Raw genomic sequence first — 20,263 nt, 5'->3', positions numbered from 1 at the left:
AGACAAATTATGCAAAAGACATTTTTAGTTGAAATTGGAACTGAAGAGTTACCACCAAAGTCACTCCGCACTTTAGCTGAAAGTTTTGCGGCAAATTTTATTGAACAATTAGATAATGCTAAATTATCGCATGGCGAAGTCCTTTGGTACGCTTCCCCACGTCGCTTAGCATTGAAAGTTTTAAATCTTGATGATACTCAACCAGATAGTCAGATATTTAAACGTGGACCCGCCGTCAGTGCAGCATTCGATTCAGATGGTAACCCAACCAAAGCAGCTATAGGCTGGGCTCGTGGTTGTGGCATTAGTGTTGAACAGGCTGAGCGTGTTACAACAGAAAAAGGTGAATGGTTAGCATATACTCAAAACCAACCCGGTCAACCTGTTACCAATCTGTTATGTGATATGGTAAAAATGGCTTTAACTAAATTACCTATTCCTAAACCTATGCGTTGGGCTGCTAAACAAGTTGAATTTATACGCCCAAGTCATACGGTTACGATGTTGTACGGCGATGAACTTGTACCGGGTTCAATTTTAGATATTCAATCTAACCGTATTATTCGTGGTCACCGTTTTATGGGAGAATCTGAAATTGTTATTGACAATGCAGATCAATATCCGAAGATCTTAGAAGAACGCGGTAAGGTTATAGCTGATTATAATCAACGTAAAAACATCATTAAACAACAAGCAGAACAAGCTGCTGCAAAACTTAACGGAACAGCCGATTTAACTGACAGTCTACTAGAAGAAGTTACTTCATTAGTTGAATGGCCGGTTGTATTAACTGCGAAATTTGAAGAAAAATTCCTTGATGTTCCTGCCGAAGCATTGGTATATACCATGAAAGGCGATCAAAAATATTTTCCTGTTTATGATAAGAAGAACCAACTATTACCTAACTTTATTTTTGTTGCTAACATCGAATCAAAAGATCCACAAGTGGTAATATCGGGAAATGAAAAAGTTGTTCGTCCGCGTTTAGCTGATGCGGAATTTTTCTATCAGACTGATTTGAAGCAAACGCTTGAACAGCGTTTACCAAGGCTTGAAACAGTATTATTCCAACAGCAACTGGGAACAGTTAAAGATAAAGCAATACGTCTTGAAGCACTAGCTGGTTTTATTGCACACCAAATTCATGCCAATGTTGAATATGCAAAACGGGCAGGAAAATTAGCCAAGTGCGATTTGGTCACAAACACTGTTTTCGAATTTCCAGAAACTCAAGGCATAATTGGTCGTTATTTAGCGATTAAAGATGGTGAAAGTAGTGAAGTTGCTACCGCTATAGAAGAACAATATAAACCACGTTTTGCGGGTGATGAATTACCAAGTTCTTTAGTTGCTAGCGCTGTATCAATTGCTGAAAAATTAGATACATTAGCAGGTATATTTGGCATTGGTCAACATCCAAAAGGTGATAAAGATCCATTTGCTTTACGTCGCGCTGCAATTGGTATACTACGTATTATTGTCGAAAAATCACTTCCTCTTGATTTAGTCGAATTAACACAACAAGCTGTCTCATTATATGGCGACAAATTAACCAATCAAAATGTAGTAGACGATATTGTCAATTTTATGCAAGGTCGTTTCCGTGCTTGGTATCAAGAGCAAGGTTTTGCAATTGATATTATTCAATCTGTTTTAGCTCGCAATCCAACTCAACCCGCTGATTTTGACGCGCGAGTAAAAGCGGTAAGCCATTTTAGAACTCTACCGGCAGCATTATCACTTGCTGAAGCAAATAAACGTGTATCAAACATCTTATCTAAAACTGAGATGGTAATTCCTGAAAAAGTAAATACAGCGTTATTAGAAGTTGGAGCAGAAGGTGAATTAGCTAAACAGGTTACGATTCTTACAGACAAACTAGAGCCTTATTTTAATCAAGGTCGTTACCAAGAGGCATTAGTTGAACTTGCTTCTTTAAAAGAATCAATTGATAACTTTTTTGCGTCAGTAATGGTAATGACAGATAATGAGCAAATTAAGCTTAATCGTCTAGCATTATTAACAAAATTACAAAATTTATTCTTAAAAGTTGCCGATATCTCATTATTACAGGCATAATTGAAAGTGGTGCTAGAAATAGCACCACACACTTGTTAATAAGTTTGAATATTGACATATTCATTGAGTTATAGTTTACGATTTAATCTATTTTGTATATAACTCACTAATTCAGATCAAAGATTAATAATCTTACCAACTTTAAGTTTTTTCTGTGATGCTGTTTTATATAACATGCTAAATAATTAACTGATTATCAATCTAACAGGTAATATTGAGAGGTTTATTTTGCCGACATTCACTTCATTAATGACTGATACATACAACTTTATAAAAAATCATTTTATGACTATTATCTTAGTTATTGTTGGAGTATCGGTGTTGACACAATTATTCACTAGCTTTTTTTATCCATCAACTGAAATACATGACCAAATAAAATCGCTCATGGATCGGATTAATATACAACAAGGTGACAATCCTTCTTTTGATATTATTATGCAAAAATTAATGCAACTTTCCGAAATGGAGAAAAAACAGTTTGTAGCAACAATATCGAGCTATGCTATGAAGTGCATTTTCATTATGTTTATTAATAGCTTAATCATCTTGTCTTGTATCTGTTCATTAATTGGCATTATTTCCATTAATCAATTTTCTTGGAGTAATTTCTTTACAAGGACTCTGCGTCTAACTCCACAAATTCTATTAATTAGTCTCTGTGCAATACCTTATTTTATCGTTATTTCAATTATAATTTCTTTAATTCCATTTTTAGCGCAGATTATATTAATAGTCAGTATAGTATTTTTTATGCTGACTTATATTGTTTTCCTCGCTATTATTACTACACCTAATTTGCCCGAATCCTTTACTCAATCATTAATTACAACGCTCAATTATCTTAAACAGCAAACACCTATGGTTTTATTGGGGTTTATTTCTTGGCTAGTCGGAACCCTTGCTTTATCAATGGTCTTTAATTTATTTAGAAATAATTTTATTTTTCAATTCATTGAATCTATAGCCAATAATTTATTGGTTTTTGCTCTTTTTTGTTATCTATATCGACTTTATTCATTAACAAAACAGGTTTCAACTAATGACTCCAGCCATTAATTTACTAAAAAAGTTGAAAGTAGCATTTGAATTACATCAATATCAACATGATGTAAATGAAACGCAATTTGGCAAGGAAGCAGTAGCCAAACTTGATCCAACATTAAATATTGTTCCACAACAAGTATTTAAAACATTAGTAGTCAGTCTGAACGGAAGTAATAAAGAGTTAGCGGTTTGTGTTATTGCTGTAAGTGATCATTTAGACTTAAAGAAAGCAGCTAAAATATTAGGTGCGAAGAAAGTAGACTTAGCCAATCCACAATTGGCCCAAAAAGTAACGGGGTATTTAGTCGGTGGGATTAGTCCATTAGGTCAAAAAAAATTATTAACTACAGTAATTGATCAAGGTGCTCTTCAATTTGATCGTATTTTTATATCTGGTGGTCGTCGTGGTTTGGAGATTGAAATTGCACCTAACGATTTAGCAAATATTATCAACGCTAATTTTGCTGATATAGCAACTTAATATACAAAGTTAATTTTATTAACTTATTGTATTTTTAATATATGATCAAAGATACAATAAGTTCCTATTTAACTTGCTCGTAATTGTTGTGCTATCGACTTAGCGAAGTAAGTTAAAATACCATCGGCACCTGCGCGTTTAAAACAAAGTAATGATTCCATAATCACAGACTCTTGCAGCCAGCCATTTTGTATCGCCGCATTTAACATAGCATATTCACCAGAAACTTGATAAGCAAAGGTAGGTACCGCAAAGGTATCTTTAACACGACGAACTAAATCCAAGTATGGCATTCCCGGTTTAACCATGACCATATCCGCCCCTTCTAATAGATCTTGATATACTTCATGTAAAGCCTCATCACTATTTGCAGGATCTAATTGATATGATTTTTTATTGCCTTTTTTTATGTTATTCGCAGAACCAACTGCATCACGGAAAGGACCGTAAAAATTTGAAGCATATTTAGCTGAATAAGCCATTATTTGCGTATTTACAAAATTCTCTTGTTCTAATTTTTTACGAATAGAACCAATTCGACCATCCATCATATCGCTTGGAGCAATGATATCCGCTCCCGCTTCTGCTTGAGTTATCGCTTGTTTTATTAGTGCTTCAACAGTAACATCATTTTGCACATACCCTTGTGAATCAATAATACCATCTTGACCATGTATCGTATAAGGATCTAACGCGACATCAGTAAGAATACCTAATTCAGGAAACGCTTGTTTTAATGCTCTAATCGTTCTAGGAACTAATCCTTCTGGGTTAAAGGCTTCTTGGGCTAATAACGTTTTTTTATCATTTTCAATTACTGGAAAAAGAGATAACACCGGAATACCTAGCTTTGCGACTTGTTCCGCTTCTTTTAGCAGTACATCTATACTCATACGACACACACCAGGCATAGAAGATACAGGTTGTGAAATATTTTTACCCTCAACAACAAATACAGGATAAATGAGATCATTGACGGTTAAATGATTTTCAGCAACTAAGCGGCGACTAAAATCATGAGCACGTAATCGACGCAAACGGCGCTCTGGAAAATGCCCAGCAATCTGCGGTGACATATCATACACTCCTAACACTTTATTAATATCTTTATGGATTAAGATTGAAACTTAAGTGATCACATTATCTTATTCCTACTACGGATAATCAAATATTTATCATAATAAAATTTCGGTTTTTTTGTAATGTGAAAATGTCAGTTTATGATTCAATTACCAATCATTAGGAGTATTTTTTACAAATTTATTAGCCATAATTTTTAATCTTTAAATAGACAATGACTATTAATGAGTTAAAATACGCTTTGGTTAAAATTAAATCCTATAAAAGACTTTACAACTAGTGTTTATTAGCAGTACAATTCAGCACTAATTTTTTAACACTAGCCTATTTATTTGGTCATGGCTGGTAAATTCAATTAATTTTGAGGTGAGAGGCACATGCCAGTAATTAAAGTACGTGAGAATGAACCTTTTGATGTAGCATTACGTCGTTTTAAACGTTCTTGTGAAAAAGCAGGAATTTTAGCTGAAGTACGTAACCGTGAGTTTTATGAAAAACCAACAACTATCCGTAAACGCGCTAAAGCTGCTGCTGTTAAACGTCATGCTAAAAAACTAGAAAGAGAAAACGCACGTCGTATTCGTTTACACTAATTGTCTTTCTGTATAACGAATTACTATCTTATATAGTATCCAATAATAACAGACCGTACATAATGTACGGTTTGTTGTCTTTAGTGGGTCGCCCAAATTATGAAACATATTCCTCAGGACTTTATTGTTGATCTTGTTGCGCGTACTAACATCGTTGATGTAATTAGTGCTCGGATTAAAATCAAAAAAAAAGGAAAAGATTATTGGGGAAATTGTCCGTTTCATAATGAAAAGACTCCCTCCTTCTCGGTAAGCGAAAAAAAACAAATTTATTATTGTTTTGGTTGTGGTGCCGGTGGCTATACCATTGATTTTATTATGCAATACGATCGTCTCTCATTTCCAGAGGCCATTGAAGAATTAGCGACTTTACAAGGCATTACAGTTCCCTACGTAGATAAATCACCCAATCAACACAGCAATAAAACACAAATAAGTGGTCAAAATACCCGACGTGACCTTTATCAATTGATGGAACGCTTAGCAAATTTCTATCAAATACAACTCAATGAATCTTCTGCACAAAAAGCTAAAGATTATCTTCAACAACGTGGCTTAGATGCACAAGTTATTGAGCATTACAGGATTGGTTACGCTCCTGATGATTGGAACAAAACATCGAATGAAATTTTAAAAAATGATCAAGAACGTAAATTATATGATCAAGCTGGCATGCAAGTAACCAATGATAATGGTCGACAATACGATAGATTTCGTAATCGCATCATGTTTCCAATTCGTGATCGACAAGGTAATATCATCGCATTTGGCGGTCGAACAATTAATAGCAAAGAAAATGCAAAATATATAAATTCCCCAGAAACCTCAATATTTCATAAAGGTTATCAACTATACGGCCTTTATGAAGCACTCCAAATAAACCGTAATCCTCAACAACTCTTAGTTGTGGAAGGATATATGGATGTTGTTTCCGTTGCCCAATTTGGTATTAATTATGCAGTTGCAGCATTAGGGACTGCGACTACTGAAGAACATATTAAATTATTATTTAGAGCAACAGATAACGTCATCTTTTGCTTTGACGGTGATGAGGCTGGGCGTCGTGCAGCATGGCGAGCTTTAATTGTATTATTACCAACGTTACTTGATGGTAAACAAATTAAATTTGTTTTTCTACCTGAAGGAGAAGATCCCGATACGTTAATTCGCAAAGAAGGAAAAACGGGATTCGAACTTCGCATAACTCAGGGCATGGCTTTATCAAAGTTTCTATTTGAGGAATTAATAAAACAAGTCGATCTTAAAACATCTGAGGGTCGAGCAAAATTGAGTTCGCTAGCGCTTCCTCTCATTGCTCAAATCAAAGCACAATCATTTAGTCTCAATCTTAAACAACAGTTAGGAGACTATCTTGGCTTTCTTGATGTCAGTCAAATTGACAAATTACTAGAACAACATACTGATACCAACAAAGCTGAAATGACAGTGAATAAGTCACCTGTTATTCAGATGAAATTAACAACCATGCGAATTTTGATCGGATTATTAGTTCAAAATCCTGAACTTGCAAAATTAGTCAGCGATGTTAACGCATTAAGAAATGTAAAATTAGCAGGTATTGAATTGTTCCTTGAATTATTGGATCTTTGCCACCATTATACAAATATCAATACAGCGCAAATTTTGGCTAAATATGCAGATACGCCTGTTTATAAACAATTAACGATATTATCAACTTGGGAACATAAATACCCAGATGAAGAATTAAACATGATTTTTTCTCATACTTTAAAAGAGTTGTATGATAATATATTGTGCCAAAAAAGAGACGAATTAATCGCAAAAGATAGAGTATTTAAACTAACCGAAGCAGAAAAAAAAGAATTAGCAACATTAATACTTGTTTTATCAAAAAAAGACTAAATATATATAAAACAGCAGCTTAATTGCTGAATACGATGAAAGATACCCAATATCAAAATTGAATTTTGGGTAAACTATAACATTATGATTTTTTAATTATAGCCTATTGATTTTTTTTAAGTAATAACTTGATGCAATATTTTCGTTGATTATCACTTTAATAACATTGATTATATTCTAGGCAACCTGAATGATTTGCCCTCACTATATTTATAGTGCTCAATTCAATGCTATATGTGATATCTGGAAAATACTTAGTCTGGGTAATAATTTTTACCCTATCACTAAACAACAAAATGTGGATATCTTGATATGGAGCAAAACTCTCAATCACAACTCAAACATCTGATCATACGAGGTAAAGAGCTTGGCTATTTAACCTACGCGGATCTGAATGATCATTTACCTGAAGAAATTATCGATTCAGATCAGATCGAAGATATTATTCAAATGATCAATGATATGGGGATTCAGGTTCTTGAAGAAGCACCTGATTCTGATGAAATGCTATTATCAGATAATGTTCCCGATGAAGAAGCCGTTGAAGCAGCCACAGCTTTAGTATTATCTAATGTTGAATCAGAAATTGGGCGAACAACTGATCCTGTGCGCATGTATATGCGTGAAATGGGGGCGGTAGAGCTGTTAACACGTGAAGGCGAAATTGATATTGCTAAACGTATAGAAGATGGTATCAACCAAGTGCAAACTTCTGTTTCAGAATATCCTGAAGCAATTACTTATCTTCTTGAACAATATAATTTAGTTGAGCAAGGAACAGTTCGTTTATCAGATTTAATTACTGGCTTTGTCGATCCAAATGCTCAAGAAGGTATGGATGATTTACCAGAAGATTTAGTTAGTCATGATGCAGATATTGATCTTGATGATGAAGTGGATGACGACGAAGAAACAGAATCTACAGATGATGATTCATCGATCGATCCTGAAGTTGCTCGCGAAAAATTCTTAGCACTTAAGACGCAACATGAAATAACGTCAGAAGCGATTAAAAAGTATGGTCGTGCAAACAAAAAAGCTCGTCAGGAGATTGAAAATTTATCAGAAATCTTTAAGCAATTCCGCCTAGTCGGTAAGCAGTTTGAAATTCTGGTTAATAATATGCGTCAAATGATGGATCGCGTGAGATCTCATGAACATTTGATTATGAAAATTTGCATTGAACAATGCAAAATGCCTAAAAAACAATTCATGAGTTATTTCATCGGAAACGAAAATAATATGAGTTGGTTTGAAAAAGCGACCAAATCCAAACATGCATATGGTGAAAAACTCAAAGAGTTTGAAAGCCAGATTGCTAAGGAAACAGAACAGCTACAAAAAATCGAAATTGAAACCGATCTATCTATTGAACAAATAAAAGATATCAATCGTCGAATGTCGATTGGTGAAGCAAAAGCTAGACGTGCTAAGAAAGAGATGGTTGAAGCAAATTTACGTCTCGTTATCTCAATTGCAAAAAAATACACTAACCGTGGTTTACAATTCCTAGACCTTATACAGGAAGGTAACATCGGTTTGATGAAGGCTGTTGATAAATTTGAATATCGTCGTGGGTACAAATTCTCGACTTATGCAACTTGGTGGATTCGTCAGGCAATTACGCGTTCAATTGCTGATCAGGCAAGGACAATTCGTATTCCTGTACATATGATTGAAACAATCAATAAACTCAATCGTATTTCACGTCAAATTTTACAAGAGATTGGACGTGAACCAACACCGGAAGAGTTGTCAGAAAAAATGCAAATGCCTGAGGATAAGATTCGTAAGGTGTTAAAAATTGCTAAAGAGCCGATCTCTATGGAAACGCCAGTTGGTGATGATGAAGATTCACATCTTGGTGATTTTATTGAAGATACAGCAATGGAGCAACCACTTGATGCAGCTACATCAGAAAGTTTACGCGCAGCTACTCGTGATATATTAGAAGGTTTAACGCCACGAGAAGCAAAAGTGTTAAGAATGCGCTTTGGTATTGATATGAATACTGACCATACACTGGAAGAAGTGGGTAAACAATTCGATGTAACTCGAGAACGTATTCGTCAGATTGAGGCAAAGGCATTACGTAAATTACGTCATCCTAGTCGTTCTGATGTATTACGTAGCTTCTTAGACGAATAAATATCTATCAATTTTATCTTCTCATATCATTCCGCTATCTAATCATTTAGGTAGCGGTTTTTTTTATCCTCTAAATATTGTTTATTTATGCAATATCAAGCATATATACAATTTATAATACAACTGGTATATACTAATTACACCTTTTACTTTCCTGATTATTGCCCAACCAATATCAATGAATATAATTAAATTATTAAAAATCGACCCTTTTCTACTCACACTTATTATCGTTGTTATCACTGCGACAATTTTGCCTTGTGAAGGTGACACCAAACGCTTTTTTGAAACCCTAACTACAATCGCAATTGCCCTACTTTTCTTCATGCATGGTGCTAAATTATCTTTTAATGCAATTATAGATGGCATTAAGAATTGGAAACTTCATTTAGTTATATTTGTTACCACATTTATCGTTTTTCCAATACTTGGGAGCACATTACAAATTTTTGTCCCAACTTTGTTATCTAATGATCTGTATTTGGGTTTTATCTATTTATGCACTTTACCCGCCACAGTACAATCAGCAATAGCTTTTACCTCTATTGCTAGAGGTAACATTGCCGCAGCAATCTGTAGCGCATCAGCCTCGACATTATTAGGTGTATTTGTTACGCCTATATTAATTGGAATTTTTATGCATACGCAATCTAATGGAGCATTAGATATTAGTGATGCTATTTATTCAATTATGATAAAACTGATGTTACCTTTTGTGATTGGTCATTTATCTAGACCATTAATTGGCAAATGGATCGACAAATATCGTAAAGTAATCAATCAAACTGATCGGCTATCAATTTTACTGGTCGTTTATGTCGCGTTCAGCAGTGCTGTTATTAATGGAATATGGCAACAAATTGATTTAATCTCATTTATAACCATTATTTTCTTTTCCTTATTACTACTAACTATTGTATTGTTGATTACAACCTATAGTGCCAGACTACTCGGTTTTAATAAACAAGATGAGATTACCATTGTATTTTGTGGCTCTAAGAAGAGTCTTGCCAGTGGTATTCCTATGGCCAGTATCATTTTTCCTATCTCAGTGACGGGAATAATGGTTTTACCCTTGATGATTTTTCACCAAATACAATTAATGGTCTGTGCTTTACTTGCTGCTCATTATGCTAAACGCCGAGATTAAGATTGAATAATTTAAATCAATTTTTGTGTCAAGTTTTAAAGCAATGATGATTTTCTATATTGGATTATTAGTATTGCTTCTTGCAAAAATAGGGAACATAAAATAAAACAACTATCGGATTTTATTCTAATGTTTAATCTTTAATTTTACATAATTTGATATTTCATGCACATTTTTTGCTTATATAACTACCTTTTCAATGATTTATTTATAAATTAATAAAAATTGCTTTGCTCATTTAATATTCTTTAGGATAATAACGCCGTTTAATTTTACTAAATGAAGAGCCGATATGTTCCATCTATTTTCTGATTTAGATATTTCGACACTTATGCTATTAGCAATTGCCCTATTGTTTGTTTTATTTTATGAAGCAATTAATGGGTTTCATGACACCGCCAATGCAGTGGCTACTGTTATCTATACTAAAGCGCTAAAAGAAAGACTCGCAGTATTGATGGCTAGTATTTTTAATTTTTTTGGCGTTTTACTCGGTGGATTAAGTGTTGCTTATGCCATCGTACATTTATTACCCACTGATCTCCTGCTCAATGTCAGTTCTTATCATGGCTTAGCAATGGTATTTTCCATCTTGTTTGCAGCAATTATTTGGAACTTAGGGACTTGGTATTTAGGAATTCCGGCTTCAAGCTCTCATACATTGATTGGTTCAATTATTGGAGTAGCTCTTGCTAATGCATTTCTTACAAATACCTCTGTTATTGAAGCGCTTAATATTCCTAAAATGATATCTATCTTACTTTCATTGATTATCTCCCCAATAATAGGATTATTACTTGCAGGTTTAATGATTTTTGCGCTAAGAAAAATGTGGGTTAAAAAGAAAAGTGGCAAAAAAAGAGAACGTATTTTTATGACGCCTGAACAACGCGAAAAGCTATATGGTAAGAAAAAACCACCATTTTGGATACGTATTATGCTTATCATTTCGGCTGCTGGGGTAAGTTTCTCTCATGGGGCGAATGATGGTCAAAAAGGGATTGGCTTATTAATGCTCGTCTTAATAGGTATAGCTCCGGCTGGTTTTATTGTTAATATGAATGCCTCAACTTACGATATTGCCAATACTCGTAATGCTATTCACAATATTGAAGAATACTTTATCGCTCACCAACATGATCTTAATGTAGTGATTGGTAAACAAACAACTTTAAATAGCGATAGCAATGTTACTGATTTAACCCAATACCATTGTGACTATTCAAATTCATTCACTACGCTCAATATTGCCAAATCTTTATTTAATAATCTTTCCGATTATGAAACATTAAGTGTTGAACAACGTGCGCAAACCAGACGTATTTTAATTTGTTTATCAGATACTGTGAATCATATTGCTAAACAAACAGACATTTCTAAACAGGATAGAGCTTACTTGACTGCATTAAAAAATGATCTACTGGTTACTGTCGAGTATGCACCTATTTGGATTATTATCGCTGTAGCGTCTGCCCTTGCAGTGGGAACAATGATAGGTTGGCGTCGTGTCGCAATTACCATAGGCGAGAAAATTGGTAAAAAAGGCATGACTTATGCGCAAGGAGTTTGTGCACAAGTGACCACAGCATTCTCAATTGGAATAGCAAGTTTCACAGGTATGCCAGTATCAACGACTCAGGTACTATCTTCTTCTGTGGCAGGTACAATGATTGTTGATGGTGGAGGTGTTCAAAGTAAAACGATGAAGAGCATTGCACTTACATGGATACTCACTTTACCTATATCAATTATACTGTCAGCTGTAATTTTTTGGCTTGCTCAAATGTTAATTTAGTAGTAAAAGTAATAGATAAAGTTATTTTTAATTTTTAGCAAGTTAAAAAGAGGAATGAGTTATGGCTTATAAGCATATTTTAGTGGCAGTTGATCTTTCACCTGAAAGTGATATTTTGGTGGAAAAAGCAGTATCAATGGCAAGACCTTACAATGCGCAGATCTCATTAATTCACGTTGGTATCAATTACTCTGATCTATATACTGGTCTTGTTGATATCAATATGAATGATATGAAAGATCGCATAACTGAAGATGCCCATATTATTCTGAATAAACTCGCGAGTAACGCTGGATATCCAATAACTCATACTCTTTCTGGAAGTGGTGAATTTGGTCAAGTACTTATCGAAGCTATTCGTGAGTTTGGTGCAGATCTTGTTGTTTGTGGACATCATCAAGATTTCTGGAGTAAGCTCATGTCGTCAGCTCGCCAATTAATTAATAATACTCATGTTGATACATTAATTGTGCCACTAAAAGATGAAGTCATAACCGAAGAAAAAGCTGTTGAAGTTAATTAATAGCATTGTTAAATTATTTCTACCATTAATACCATCCCACACAATCTGTATGGATGGTATTAATATGTTACAGGTCAGTAATCTTTACTATACGCACAGTATATTAACAATAAAAAGCCACATCTCTTTAATCAAAAATCCTTTAATTAGTTTCTATTATTCCCTGTAAACAAAGGGATAAATTGAATCGCTAGACTATAGTAGCTATTAATAAAAAATCATTTGCTTCCATCGGCTATTTGTAAAACAAATCATATAAGAGGAATTTGGTATTGAATTATTTTAATGTGATTAATATTTGGTTACTGATTGTAAAGTTTGTTTAGATACAGTCGAAATTATTTTTAGTATTCTAACTGTTAATTTCGCAATATTTGTGAATATCAAAATTGATGACTAAGACGATTAAATCGTTATCGACAAAATCGTTTTAATATTATTAATTAGATTAATTTTATTTTAAGAACTATTTAGGGTTATAACCATAATAGCTATAACCCTATAAAGTCATACAATCAAGAATATAACATCTTACTATCTATATGTAACAAATAATAAGATATATCATGGCTTCATAACATTGCTTATGATCCCATACTCGCAATTGATTTTCTGAATCTCATTAATGAAAAAGTAAAGAAGACAACACCAATTCCCAAAAGCCAAACATAAGGAACCCATACCACATTCAATCCAGCACCACGATACAAAATCGCTTGTCCTAATTCAACAAAATGGGTAGTTGGTGCGAACATCATAATTTGTTGCACAATTTCTGGCATACTTTCACGCGGTGTCGATCCACCGGATAACATTTGTAAAGGCAGTAATATGAGAATCAATAACATCGCAAACTGTGCGGTTGAACGCGCGATTGTTGCAAGCAAAATACCTAAAGAAGTAGTTACAAATAAATGTAACGCTGCACCAATTAGGAATAACGTCACTGAACCGGCAATAGGTACGCCCAACCACAGTTGTACAACTAATAGTAATGCTCCCCAAGTTGATACCAGTACGACTAATCCCATTGACCAGATTTTGGACATCATGATCTCAAATGGTGTCACTGGCATTGATAATAAATGATCAATCGTACCATGCTCACGTTCACGCATTAATGCCGCACCCGTTAAAATAATTGATAAAGTCGTCACAATATTTATTATTTCCATTACTGAACCAAACCAAGAACGAGTTAGATTTGGGTTAAACATTGCTCTTACTTGAATATTAACTGGTAATGAAGTATTTGCTCGATAACGATTAACAAATTGATTAACCTCATCATTAATCATTTGCGTAATGTAGCCATTCCCAACAAATGCTTGTCCCATACGGGTGGCATCAACATTTAGCTGAATTTCTGGACGCATGTTGTTAAGCACATCTCTTTGAAAATTTGGCGGAATATTAAGTGAAAAAGTATAGTTACCCGTATCCATTCCTGCATCTACTTCATCCATTGAATAGACCTTGGCTGGTTTTATAAACATCGGGGGATAAAATGCAGAAATAATTTGCTGGGAAAGTTGTGAATCATCTTCATCTACAACTGCTATTGTCGCACGATTTAGGGAATCAGAAGTTGCTGTAGCGGCTGAATAAATATCAATAGTAAAACAATACGCGATAAGAATTAACATGATTGGATCACGTAATAATCCCCATAACTCCTTAACACCTAATCTAAAAATATTAATAAAGCTCTGCATACTCGTTACCCTTCCTGTTTTTTAAGTAGAAGAATACTCATCCCTAAAATAATTGGGATAGTGATCAATAATGAGAATATCGACGTATGTAAATCAGCAAATTGTAGTGCTTTATTAAATACTCCCCGAGAAATAACCAATAGATGAGCAGTAGGAAATACTTCACCAATATAACGACCAACACCTTCTAAAGAAGAAACAGGCGTTAGTAAACCTGAGAATTGGATCGCTGGTAACATTGTACCCACACATGTTAGAAATATTACTGCGATTTGGCTTCTAGTGACGGTTGAAGCGAGTAACCCTATACCGGTAGCTATAACACAATAGGCTAATGCAGAAATACAAAGTGTAAGCACACTACCTTTAATTGGCACATTAAATATTGTTAATGCCATAAACAATAAAATAAAAAAGCTCGACATTGATAATATAATATATGGTATTTGTTTACCAATTAAGAACTCAGTACGGGTCACGGGTGTTACATATAAATTAATAATTGACCCCATCTCTTTTTCACGCACAACAGATAAAGCCGCTAACATTGCTGGAATCATTAACAACAAAATCGGAATAACTGCGGGCACCATTGATGGTAAGCTCTTAACATCTGGGTTATATCGATAACGAGTTTCAACGCTTGCAAAACTAGCCATCTTTTGACCTAATTTTTCTTGCGATTGCTCATTAAGCCATGCCAGATGCATACCTTGAACGTAACCTTTAATCGTATCAGCTCGTAATGGCATCGCACCATCAATCCAAACTGCAATGTTGACAGGATCACCACGTTGAATATCACGCCCAAAATTAGGTGGGATTTCTATCGCAAGAGAAATTTTTCCACTTCGCATACGTTGATCCATGTCATTGTAATCGCGTAACGGTTTTTCTTCTTTAAAATAGCGCTTGGAACCGGATAAATTCAAAACATAATTTTGACTTAACCCACTTTGATCACGGTCAAGTACAGCAAAATGCAAATCTTCAACATCTAAAGTAATCCCATACCCCATAACTAGCATTAAAATTGCTGAACCAAGTAAAGCTAAAACCGCACGTAATGGATCGCGGGATAATTCTAATGCTTCACGCCATAAACAACCGATCATACGAGTTAGACTAAATCCTGATATCTTTGATTTTTTATCATGATTGTCTTCATTTGATTGAGGTTGTTCAGCTTGCTTATCATTAGCATTTTGAATTTCGACTTGCTTAGCAGAATCATCTGCGCCAGCCTCAACTAGATAACGAATAAACGCTTGTTCAAGTGTAGAGGCCTGTTTAGAAGCAATAATATTGTCTGGTGTATCACTCGCCAATACTTTACCTGCATGCATCAGTGATATGCGATCACAACGCGCAGCTTCATTCATAAAATGCGTGGTAATGAAAACAGTAACTTTATCTTTTCTTGAAAGCTCAATAATTAAACGCCAAAAATCATCACGTGCTATTGGGTCAACACCTGAAGTAGGTTCATCTAAAATTAGGATTTCCGGATTATGAACCACCGCTACTGATAATGACAATCGCTGTTTAACCCCAAGTGGTAAACTATCAGGCAAACTCTGTCGATGTTCTTCTAACCCAAAACGTTTAACTAGTTCTTCTACTCGTTTGGGAATTAGCTCTTCTTTAATACCAAATAATCGTGCATGTAAAACTAAATTCTGGTCAACCGTCAATTCACTATATAAAGAGAATGCCTGTGACATATAGCCTAGATGTCGTCTTACATTAATATCATTGGCATCAACAGGTTTACCAAATAACCATGCTTCGCCTGACGATATTGGAAGTAACCCCGTTAACATTTTCATGGTTGTTGATTTTCCACAACCATTTGAACCTAAAAAGCCGAAAATTTCTCCTTGCTGAATAGAAAAATTGACGTGATCAACGGCAACGAAATTACCAAATTGTTTTGTTAATCCTTTAGCTTCAATGGCTATTTCGGCCTTTTCACCCACTTCTAAAGGGGGAATTTCGACCGTTTGATACCCTTGCTTAGCATTTTCTGGCATTAATTGAATGAATGCATCATCCAAATTATTTTTACCGGTCTTACTCAATAATTGTTGTGGAGAACCGGTTTCAAGAATTTTTCCAGCATACATTGCCACTAACCAATCAAAATTTTGTGCTTCATCCATATAAGCAGTGGCCACAATTACACTCATTTGCGGTCGTTGCTTACGGATTTTGTTAATCAGTTCCCAAAATTGAGCTCGTGAAAGGGGATCAACACCGGTTGTTGGTTCATCAAGAATAAGAAGATCTGGATCATGGATCAAAGCAGAACATAGACTGACTTTTTGCTTCATCCCACCAGACAAACGACCGGCAGGACGAGATAAGAATGGGTAAAGTCCGGTACTTTGTGTTAGTTCATCGATACGACGTCGTCGTTCTTGAGCATCATGACCAAATAGTCGTGCAAAAAATTGTAAATTCTCTTCGACAGATAAAGTAGGATAAAGGTTTTTACCTAACCCTTGTGGCATATAAGCAATACGTGTACATACTGAATTACGATGCGCTTTATCTGCCATATTACCGTCAAGCACATAAACATTACCTTGTTGGATAACATGTGCACCAGCAATGAGAGATAATAAACTTGATTTACCCACCCCGTCTGGACCAATTAACCCTATCATACAACGTGGTGGAAAATTTAAGGTTATGTTATTTAATGCATATACATTCTTATACTGTAGGGTTGTATTCTCAACCCTAACGACAAAATCTTCACTATCTGTTTTAGCTGATGAATTAGCTAAATTTTGTTTTGGCTCAGACATAATTGTCCCCCCATTATTGGTTTGGACAAGCTGCTAAATCTGATAATTCTAGTGGCCATGAAGCATTAGGATCTAATCTTACCCAAGCTACACCTGGTAAACCTGTTTTCACTTTATTAATAAAACACTTAAGTAATTCAGGTCTAATCTGTGCTCTAACACGGAACATTAATTTTTGACGTTCATCTTTTGTTTCTACTGTTTTTGGTGTGAATTGCGCTACACTTGAAACAAAAGAAACATAAGCAGGAATTGATTTATTAGGTAATACGTCTAAAACAATTCTGACTTCATCACCAATACCGACTTTGCCGGCTACGGTTTCTGGTAAAAAGAAAGTCAAATAGACATCTGAAAGATTAACTAAATTCAGGACTCTTCCTCCTGCACTTAATACTTCACCGGGTTGCGCAATTTTATATTGAATACGTCCACTAACCGGGGCAATTAATGTACTATCATTAATATCAGCTTGTATTTGAGTAATATTAGCTTCTGCAACTTTGATCGCTGCTGCTGCACTTTGAATATTAGCTTGTGCTGATTCTACAGAGGCTTGCGCAGCATCTACTTGAGCTTTAGCAGATTGTAATGCCGCTTTCGCACTATCTACTTTAGCACTATCATCATCAAACTGTTGTACAGATAGCGCTCCAGTTTTATATAGCTTTTCGGTACGTGCTAAATGCTTCATCGCTAAATCAAGATCACTTTGACGTTGATTAACAATTGCCTCCGCAGCTGCCTTATCACTGATATTTAAGCCTAATTGTGCTTTTGCATTCACCTCATTACCCATTGCTTGCAATAATTGTGCTTTTGCTTCATTAAGTTGGGCATTTAAGGTGTCAGTTTGCATAATAACAAGAGGTTGGTTAGCTTCTACAAATTCACCTTCATCAACTTTAATTTCTTCAATTCGACCCGCTAACTTTGTAGAAATGTTAATTTCAGTACCTTCAATTCGTCCATTACCACTTGTAAAGTTAGGACCATATCCATCTTCTTTGGTGAAATACCAAATTAAAACTCCGCCAATAATAACAATAAAAATAACAATTAGACATTTTTTATATATCTGTTTCATTGTAACATCCTTATAAAATCCCTTATCTAAACGTTAAGTTTATAATAAGGTTTGATAATTAAACTTATAAATTTTGACAAATCTTAATAACACTCTATTTAAATAGAATAGTTCAATACTAATATTTTTATGTTATTTTCAGTACTTTAAATAGACGATTTACTGTTATTCTATGCTAATTATTTATTAAATCATAATCATTTTATGCCTATTGGAAAATTATTATTTTGATAAAATTATTTACAAAAGACATCAAATTATCATTTGATAATACGAATATCTTCAATACAAGATCTAATCACCACGAATTATATTAATTATATCTGACAAGTAGTTTTATATTGTATTTATTCTACTTACTGTACTATATTGGGTTAATAAAAAATCAATATACAAATCACATTTTATTGAAACAGTAAAAATACAAATAAAAACACATATCGACTTTAATAACGTATTAGAAAATATCCAATTATTTTTTAATAATGGCGAATTTAAACAACGATTAGCTCAAAGGATTAACTACCAGACAGAGAGCCAACAATTACCAAGACCTAATAGCTTAGATTTGTATCTTAAACAAATTATCCAACCAGAACTTGAATCACTAGGATTTAAAGTTACTTTGATTGAGAATCCTATTCTTGAAAATTGTCCATTTTTAATTGCTGAGCGTTGTGAAGACCCTGCACTACCAACCGTGCTTTGTTATGGTCATGGGGATGTCGTGTTTGGTGACACTGCAAATTGGCGTGAAGGCTTAGAACCTTGGCAACTTATAGAAGAAAACGATCGCTATTATGGACGAGGAACAGCAGACAATAAAGGTCAACATACCATCAATTTTGCGGCTTTAGAACAAGTTTATATAGCTCGTGGTAAAAAATTAGGCTTTAACTGTAAAGTACTCTTCGAAATGGGTGAAGAAATATCGTCTCCCGGCTTAGCGATGATTGCGGAACAATATAAAGAACAACTAAAAGCCGATTTATTTATTGCTTCTGATGGTCCACGATTAAGTGCTGACAAACCGACTCTATTTCTAGGTTCTCGTGGCTGTGCTAATTTTAAACTCACAATTAACAGCCGTGATCAGAGCTACCATTCCGGTAATTGGGGTGGATTATTATCTAATCCGGCCACACAATTGGCGAACGCGATTGCCTGTTTAGTCGATAAGAGAGGTAGTATTTTGGTTAATGGCTTGAAACCGCCCGCGATTAGCCTAACTATCCGAGAAATTTTAAGCAATATTGAACCAACCAATGAAATAAATGATCCAAAAATCGATTTAAACTGGGGAGAACCTGATTTAACGCCTGCTGAACGACTTTTTGCTTGGAATAGTTTAGAGGTATTAGCCTTTACAGCGGGTAATCCAGCCAAACCTATTAATGCAATTCCACCTAATGCATCGACTATCTGCCAATTACGTTTTGTTGTGGGAACGGATATCAAAAATATCATTCAACATCTTGAAGAACATTTAAAACAACATGGATTTGATAATATACAAATTGAAATATGTGGTATCACTGCTGCTACTCGCTTTGATCCAACGGATCCACTTGTAAATTGGGCTTTATCTAACATTCAAAAAGCGACTGATAAAAAGCCAACTTTATTACCCAATCTAGGTGGATCGTTACCAAATGATGTATTTGCAGATATTTTAGGATTACCAACACTTTGGATACCGCACTCTTATCCAGCTTGTGGGCAACATTCAGTAAATGAACACATGCTAAAAACAATTGCATATGAAGGATTAAATATCATGACTCATTTATTTTGGAGTTTAGGTGAACAAGGACTGAAACTATTACAACAACATAAATACCATCAGCAACATCATGCTGAAAAATAAG

The 20,263-nt window shown here is 34.6% G+C and carries 14 protein-coding genes; 10 read left to right on the top strand and 4 right to left on the bottom strand.

Annotated elements, in window-relative coordinates; genetic code table 11:
• Nucleotides 1-6 precede the first annotated feature (6 nt).
• From glyS to ybaK, 3 genes are all read left to right on the top strand, one after another.
• On the top strand, nt 7-2,079 hold the full coding sequence (gene glyS / locus FPB0191_RS01920) for a glycine--tRNA ligase subunit beta (RefSeq protein WP_039103614.1): 2,073 nt from the start codon (nt 7-9) through the stop codon (nt 2,077-2,079).
• Nucleotides 2,080-2,307: 228 nt separating this feature from the next.
• A complete protein-coding gene (locus tag FPB0191_RS01915) occupies nt 2,308-3,138 on the top strand; it encodes a YciC family protein (protein WP_146202369.1) in 831 nt (276 codons plus the stop codon).
• On the top strand, nt 3,122-3,607 hold the full coding sequence (ybaK, locus tag FPB0191_RS01910; RefSeq protein ID WP_039103611.1) for a Cys-tRNA(Pro) deacylase: 486 nt from the start codon (nt 3,122-3,124) through the stop codon (nt 3,605-3,607). Before FPB0191_RS01915 ends, ybaK begins: the two co-directional genes overlap by 17 nt.
• A gap of 68 nt (nt 3,608-3,675) precedes the next feature.
• Here ybaK and hemB read toward each other — a convergent pair whose 3' ends face one another.
• Nucleotides 3,676-4,683 (bottom strand): porphobilinogen synthase, encoded by a 1,008-nt coding sequence (hemB, locus tag FPB0191_RS01905; RefSeq protein ID WP_039103610.1) that lies wholly within the window; start codon nt 4,681-4,683, stop codon nt 3,676-3,678.
• A gap of 381 nt (nt 4,684-5,064) precedes the next feature.
• On the opposite strand from hemB, the gene rpsU reads away from it, so the two are divergent.
• The 6 genes from rpsU to uspA all read left to right on the top strand — a co-directional run bounded on the left by rpsU (nt 5,065) and on the right by uspA (nt 12,780).
• A complete protein-coding gene (gene rpsU, locus FPB0191_RS01900; protein ID WP_039103609.1) occupies nt 5,065-5,280 on the top strand; it encodes a 30S ribosomal protein S21 in 216 nt (71 codons plus the stop codon).
• 96 nt (nt 5,281-5,376) lie between these two features.
• Nucleotides 5,377-7,164, top strand: coding sequence for a DNA primase (gene dnaG / locus FPB0191_RS01895; RefSeq protein WP_110021806.1), 1,788 nt, complete (start codon nt 5,377-5,379; stop codon nt 7,162-7,164).
• A 312-nt stretch (nt 7,165-7,476) separates the two neighbouring features.
• Nucleotides 7,477-9,312 carry an RNA polymerase sigma factor RpoD gene (gene rpoD, locus FPB0191_RS01890; protein WP_039103606.1) on the top strand — a complete coding sequence of 612 codons (1,836 nt, stop codon included), beginning with the start codon at nt 7,477-7,479 and terminating at the stop codon, nt 9,310-9,312.
• Nucleotides 9,313-9,490: 178 nt separating this feature from the next.
• A complete protein-coding gene (locus FPB0191_RS01885; RefSeq protein WP_039103604.1) occupies nt 9,491-10,462 on the top strand; it encodes a bile acid:sodium symporter family protein in 972 nt (323 codons plus the stop codon).
• Between the two features lie 292 nt (nt 10,463-10,754).
• Nucleotides 10,755-12,257 carry an inorganic phosphate transporter PitA gene (gene pitA / locus FPB0191_RS01880; protein WP_039103602.1) on the top strand — a complete coding sequence of 501 codons (1,503 nt, stop codon included), beginning with the start codon at nt 10,755-10,757 and terminating at the stop codon, nt 12,255-12,257.
• Between the two features lie 61 nt (nt 12,258-12,318).
• Nucleotides 12,319-12,780: a universal stress protein UspA gene (uspA, locus tag FPB0191_RS01875; protein ID WP_039103599.1), complete on the top strand. Its 462-nt coding sequence runs from the start codon at nt 12,319-12,321 to the stop codon at nt 12,778-12,780.
• 584 nt (nt 12,781-13,364) lie between these two features.
• Here uspA and FPB0191_RS01870 read toward each other — a convergent pair.
• The 3 genes from FPB0191_RS01870 to FPB0191_RS01860 are packed head-to-tail and all read right to left on the bottom strand — an operon-like array spanning nt 13,365 to nt 18,395.
• Entirely contained in the window at nt 13,365-14,495 is a 1,131-nt protein-coding gene (locus FPB0191_RS01870) for an ABC transporter permease (protein WP_039103598.1), read from the bottom strand.
• Nucleotides 14,496-14,500: 5 nt separating this feature from the next.
• Nucleotides 14,501-17,308 (bottom strand): ribosome-associated ATPase/putative transporter RbbA, encoded by a 2,808-nt coding sequence (rbbA, locus tag FPB0191_RS01865; RefSeq protein ID WP_039103597.1) that lies wholly within the window; start codon nt 17,306-17,308, stop codon nt 14,501-14,503.
• Nucleotides 17,309-17,321: 13 nt separating this feature from the next.
• The gene (locus FPB0191_RS01860; RefSeq protein ID WP_039103595.1) at nt 17,322-18,395 is read right to left on the bottom strand and encodes an HlyD family secretion protein; all 1,074 of its coding nucleotides are present in this window, start codon (nt 18,393-18,395) and stop codon (nt 17,322-17,324) included.
• Between the two features lie 439 nt (nt 18,396-18,834).
• On the opposite strand from FPB0191_RS01860, the gene FPB0191_RS01855 reads away from it, so the two are divergent.
• Nucleotides 18,835-20,262, top strand: coding sequence for a M20 family metallopeptidase (locus FPB0191_RS01855; RefSeq protein WP_052236687.1), 1,428 nt, complete (start codon nt 18,835-18,837; stop codon nt 20,260-20,262).
• Nucleotide 20,263 lies beyond the last annotated feature (1 nt).

Source organism: Frischella perrara (assembly GCF_000807275.1).
In the GTDB taxonomy this organism is placed as follows: domain Bacteria; phylum Pseudomonadota; class Gammaproteobacteria; order Enterobacterales; family Orbaceae; genus Frischella; species Frischella perrara.
Note: the sequence above shows the minus strand (reverse complement) of the source record. Positions and strands in the feature narration are given on the sequence as shown.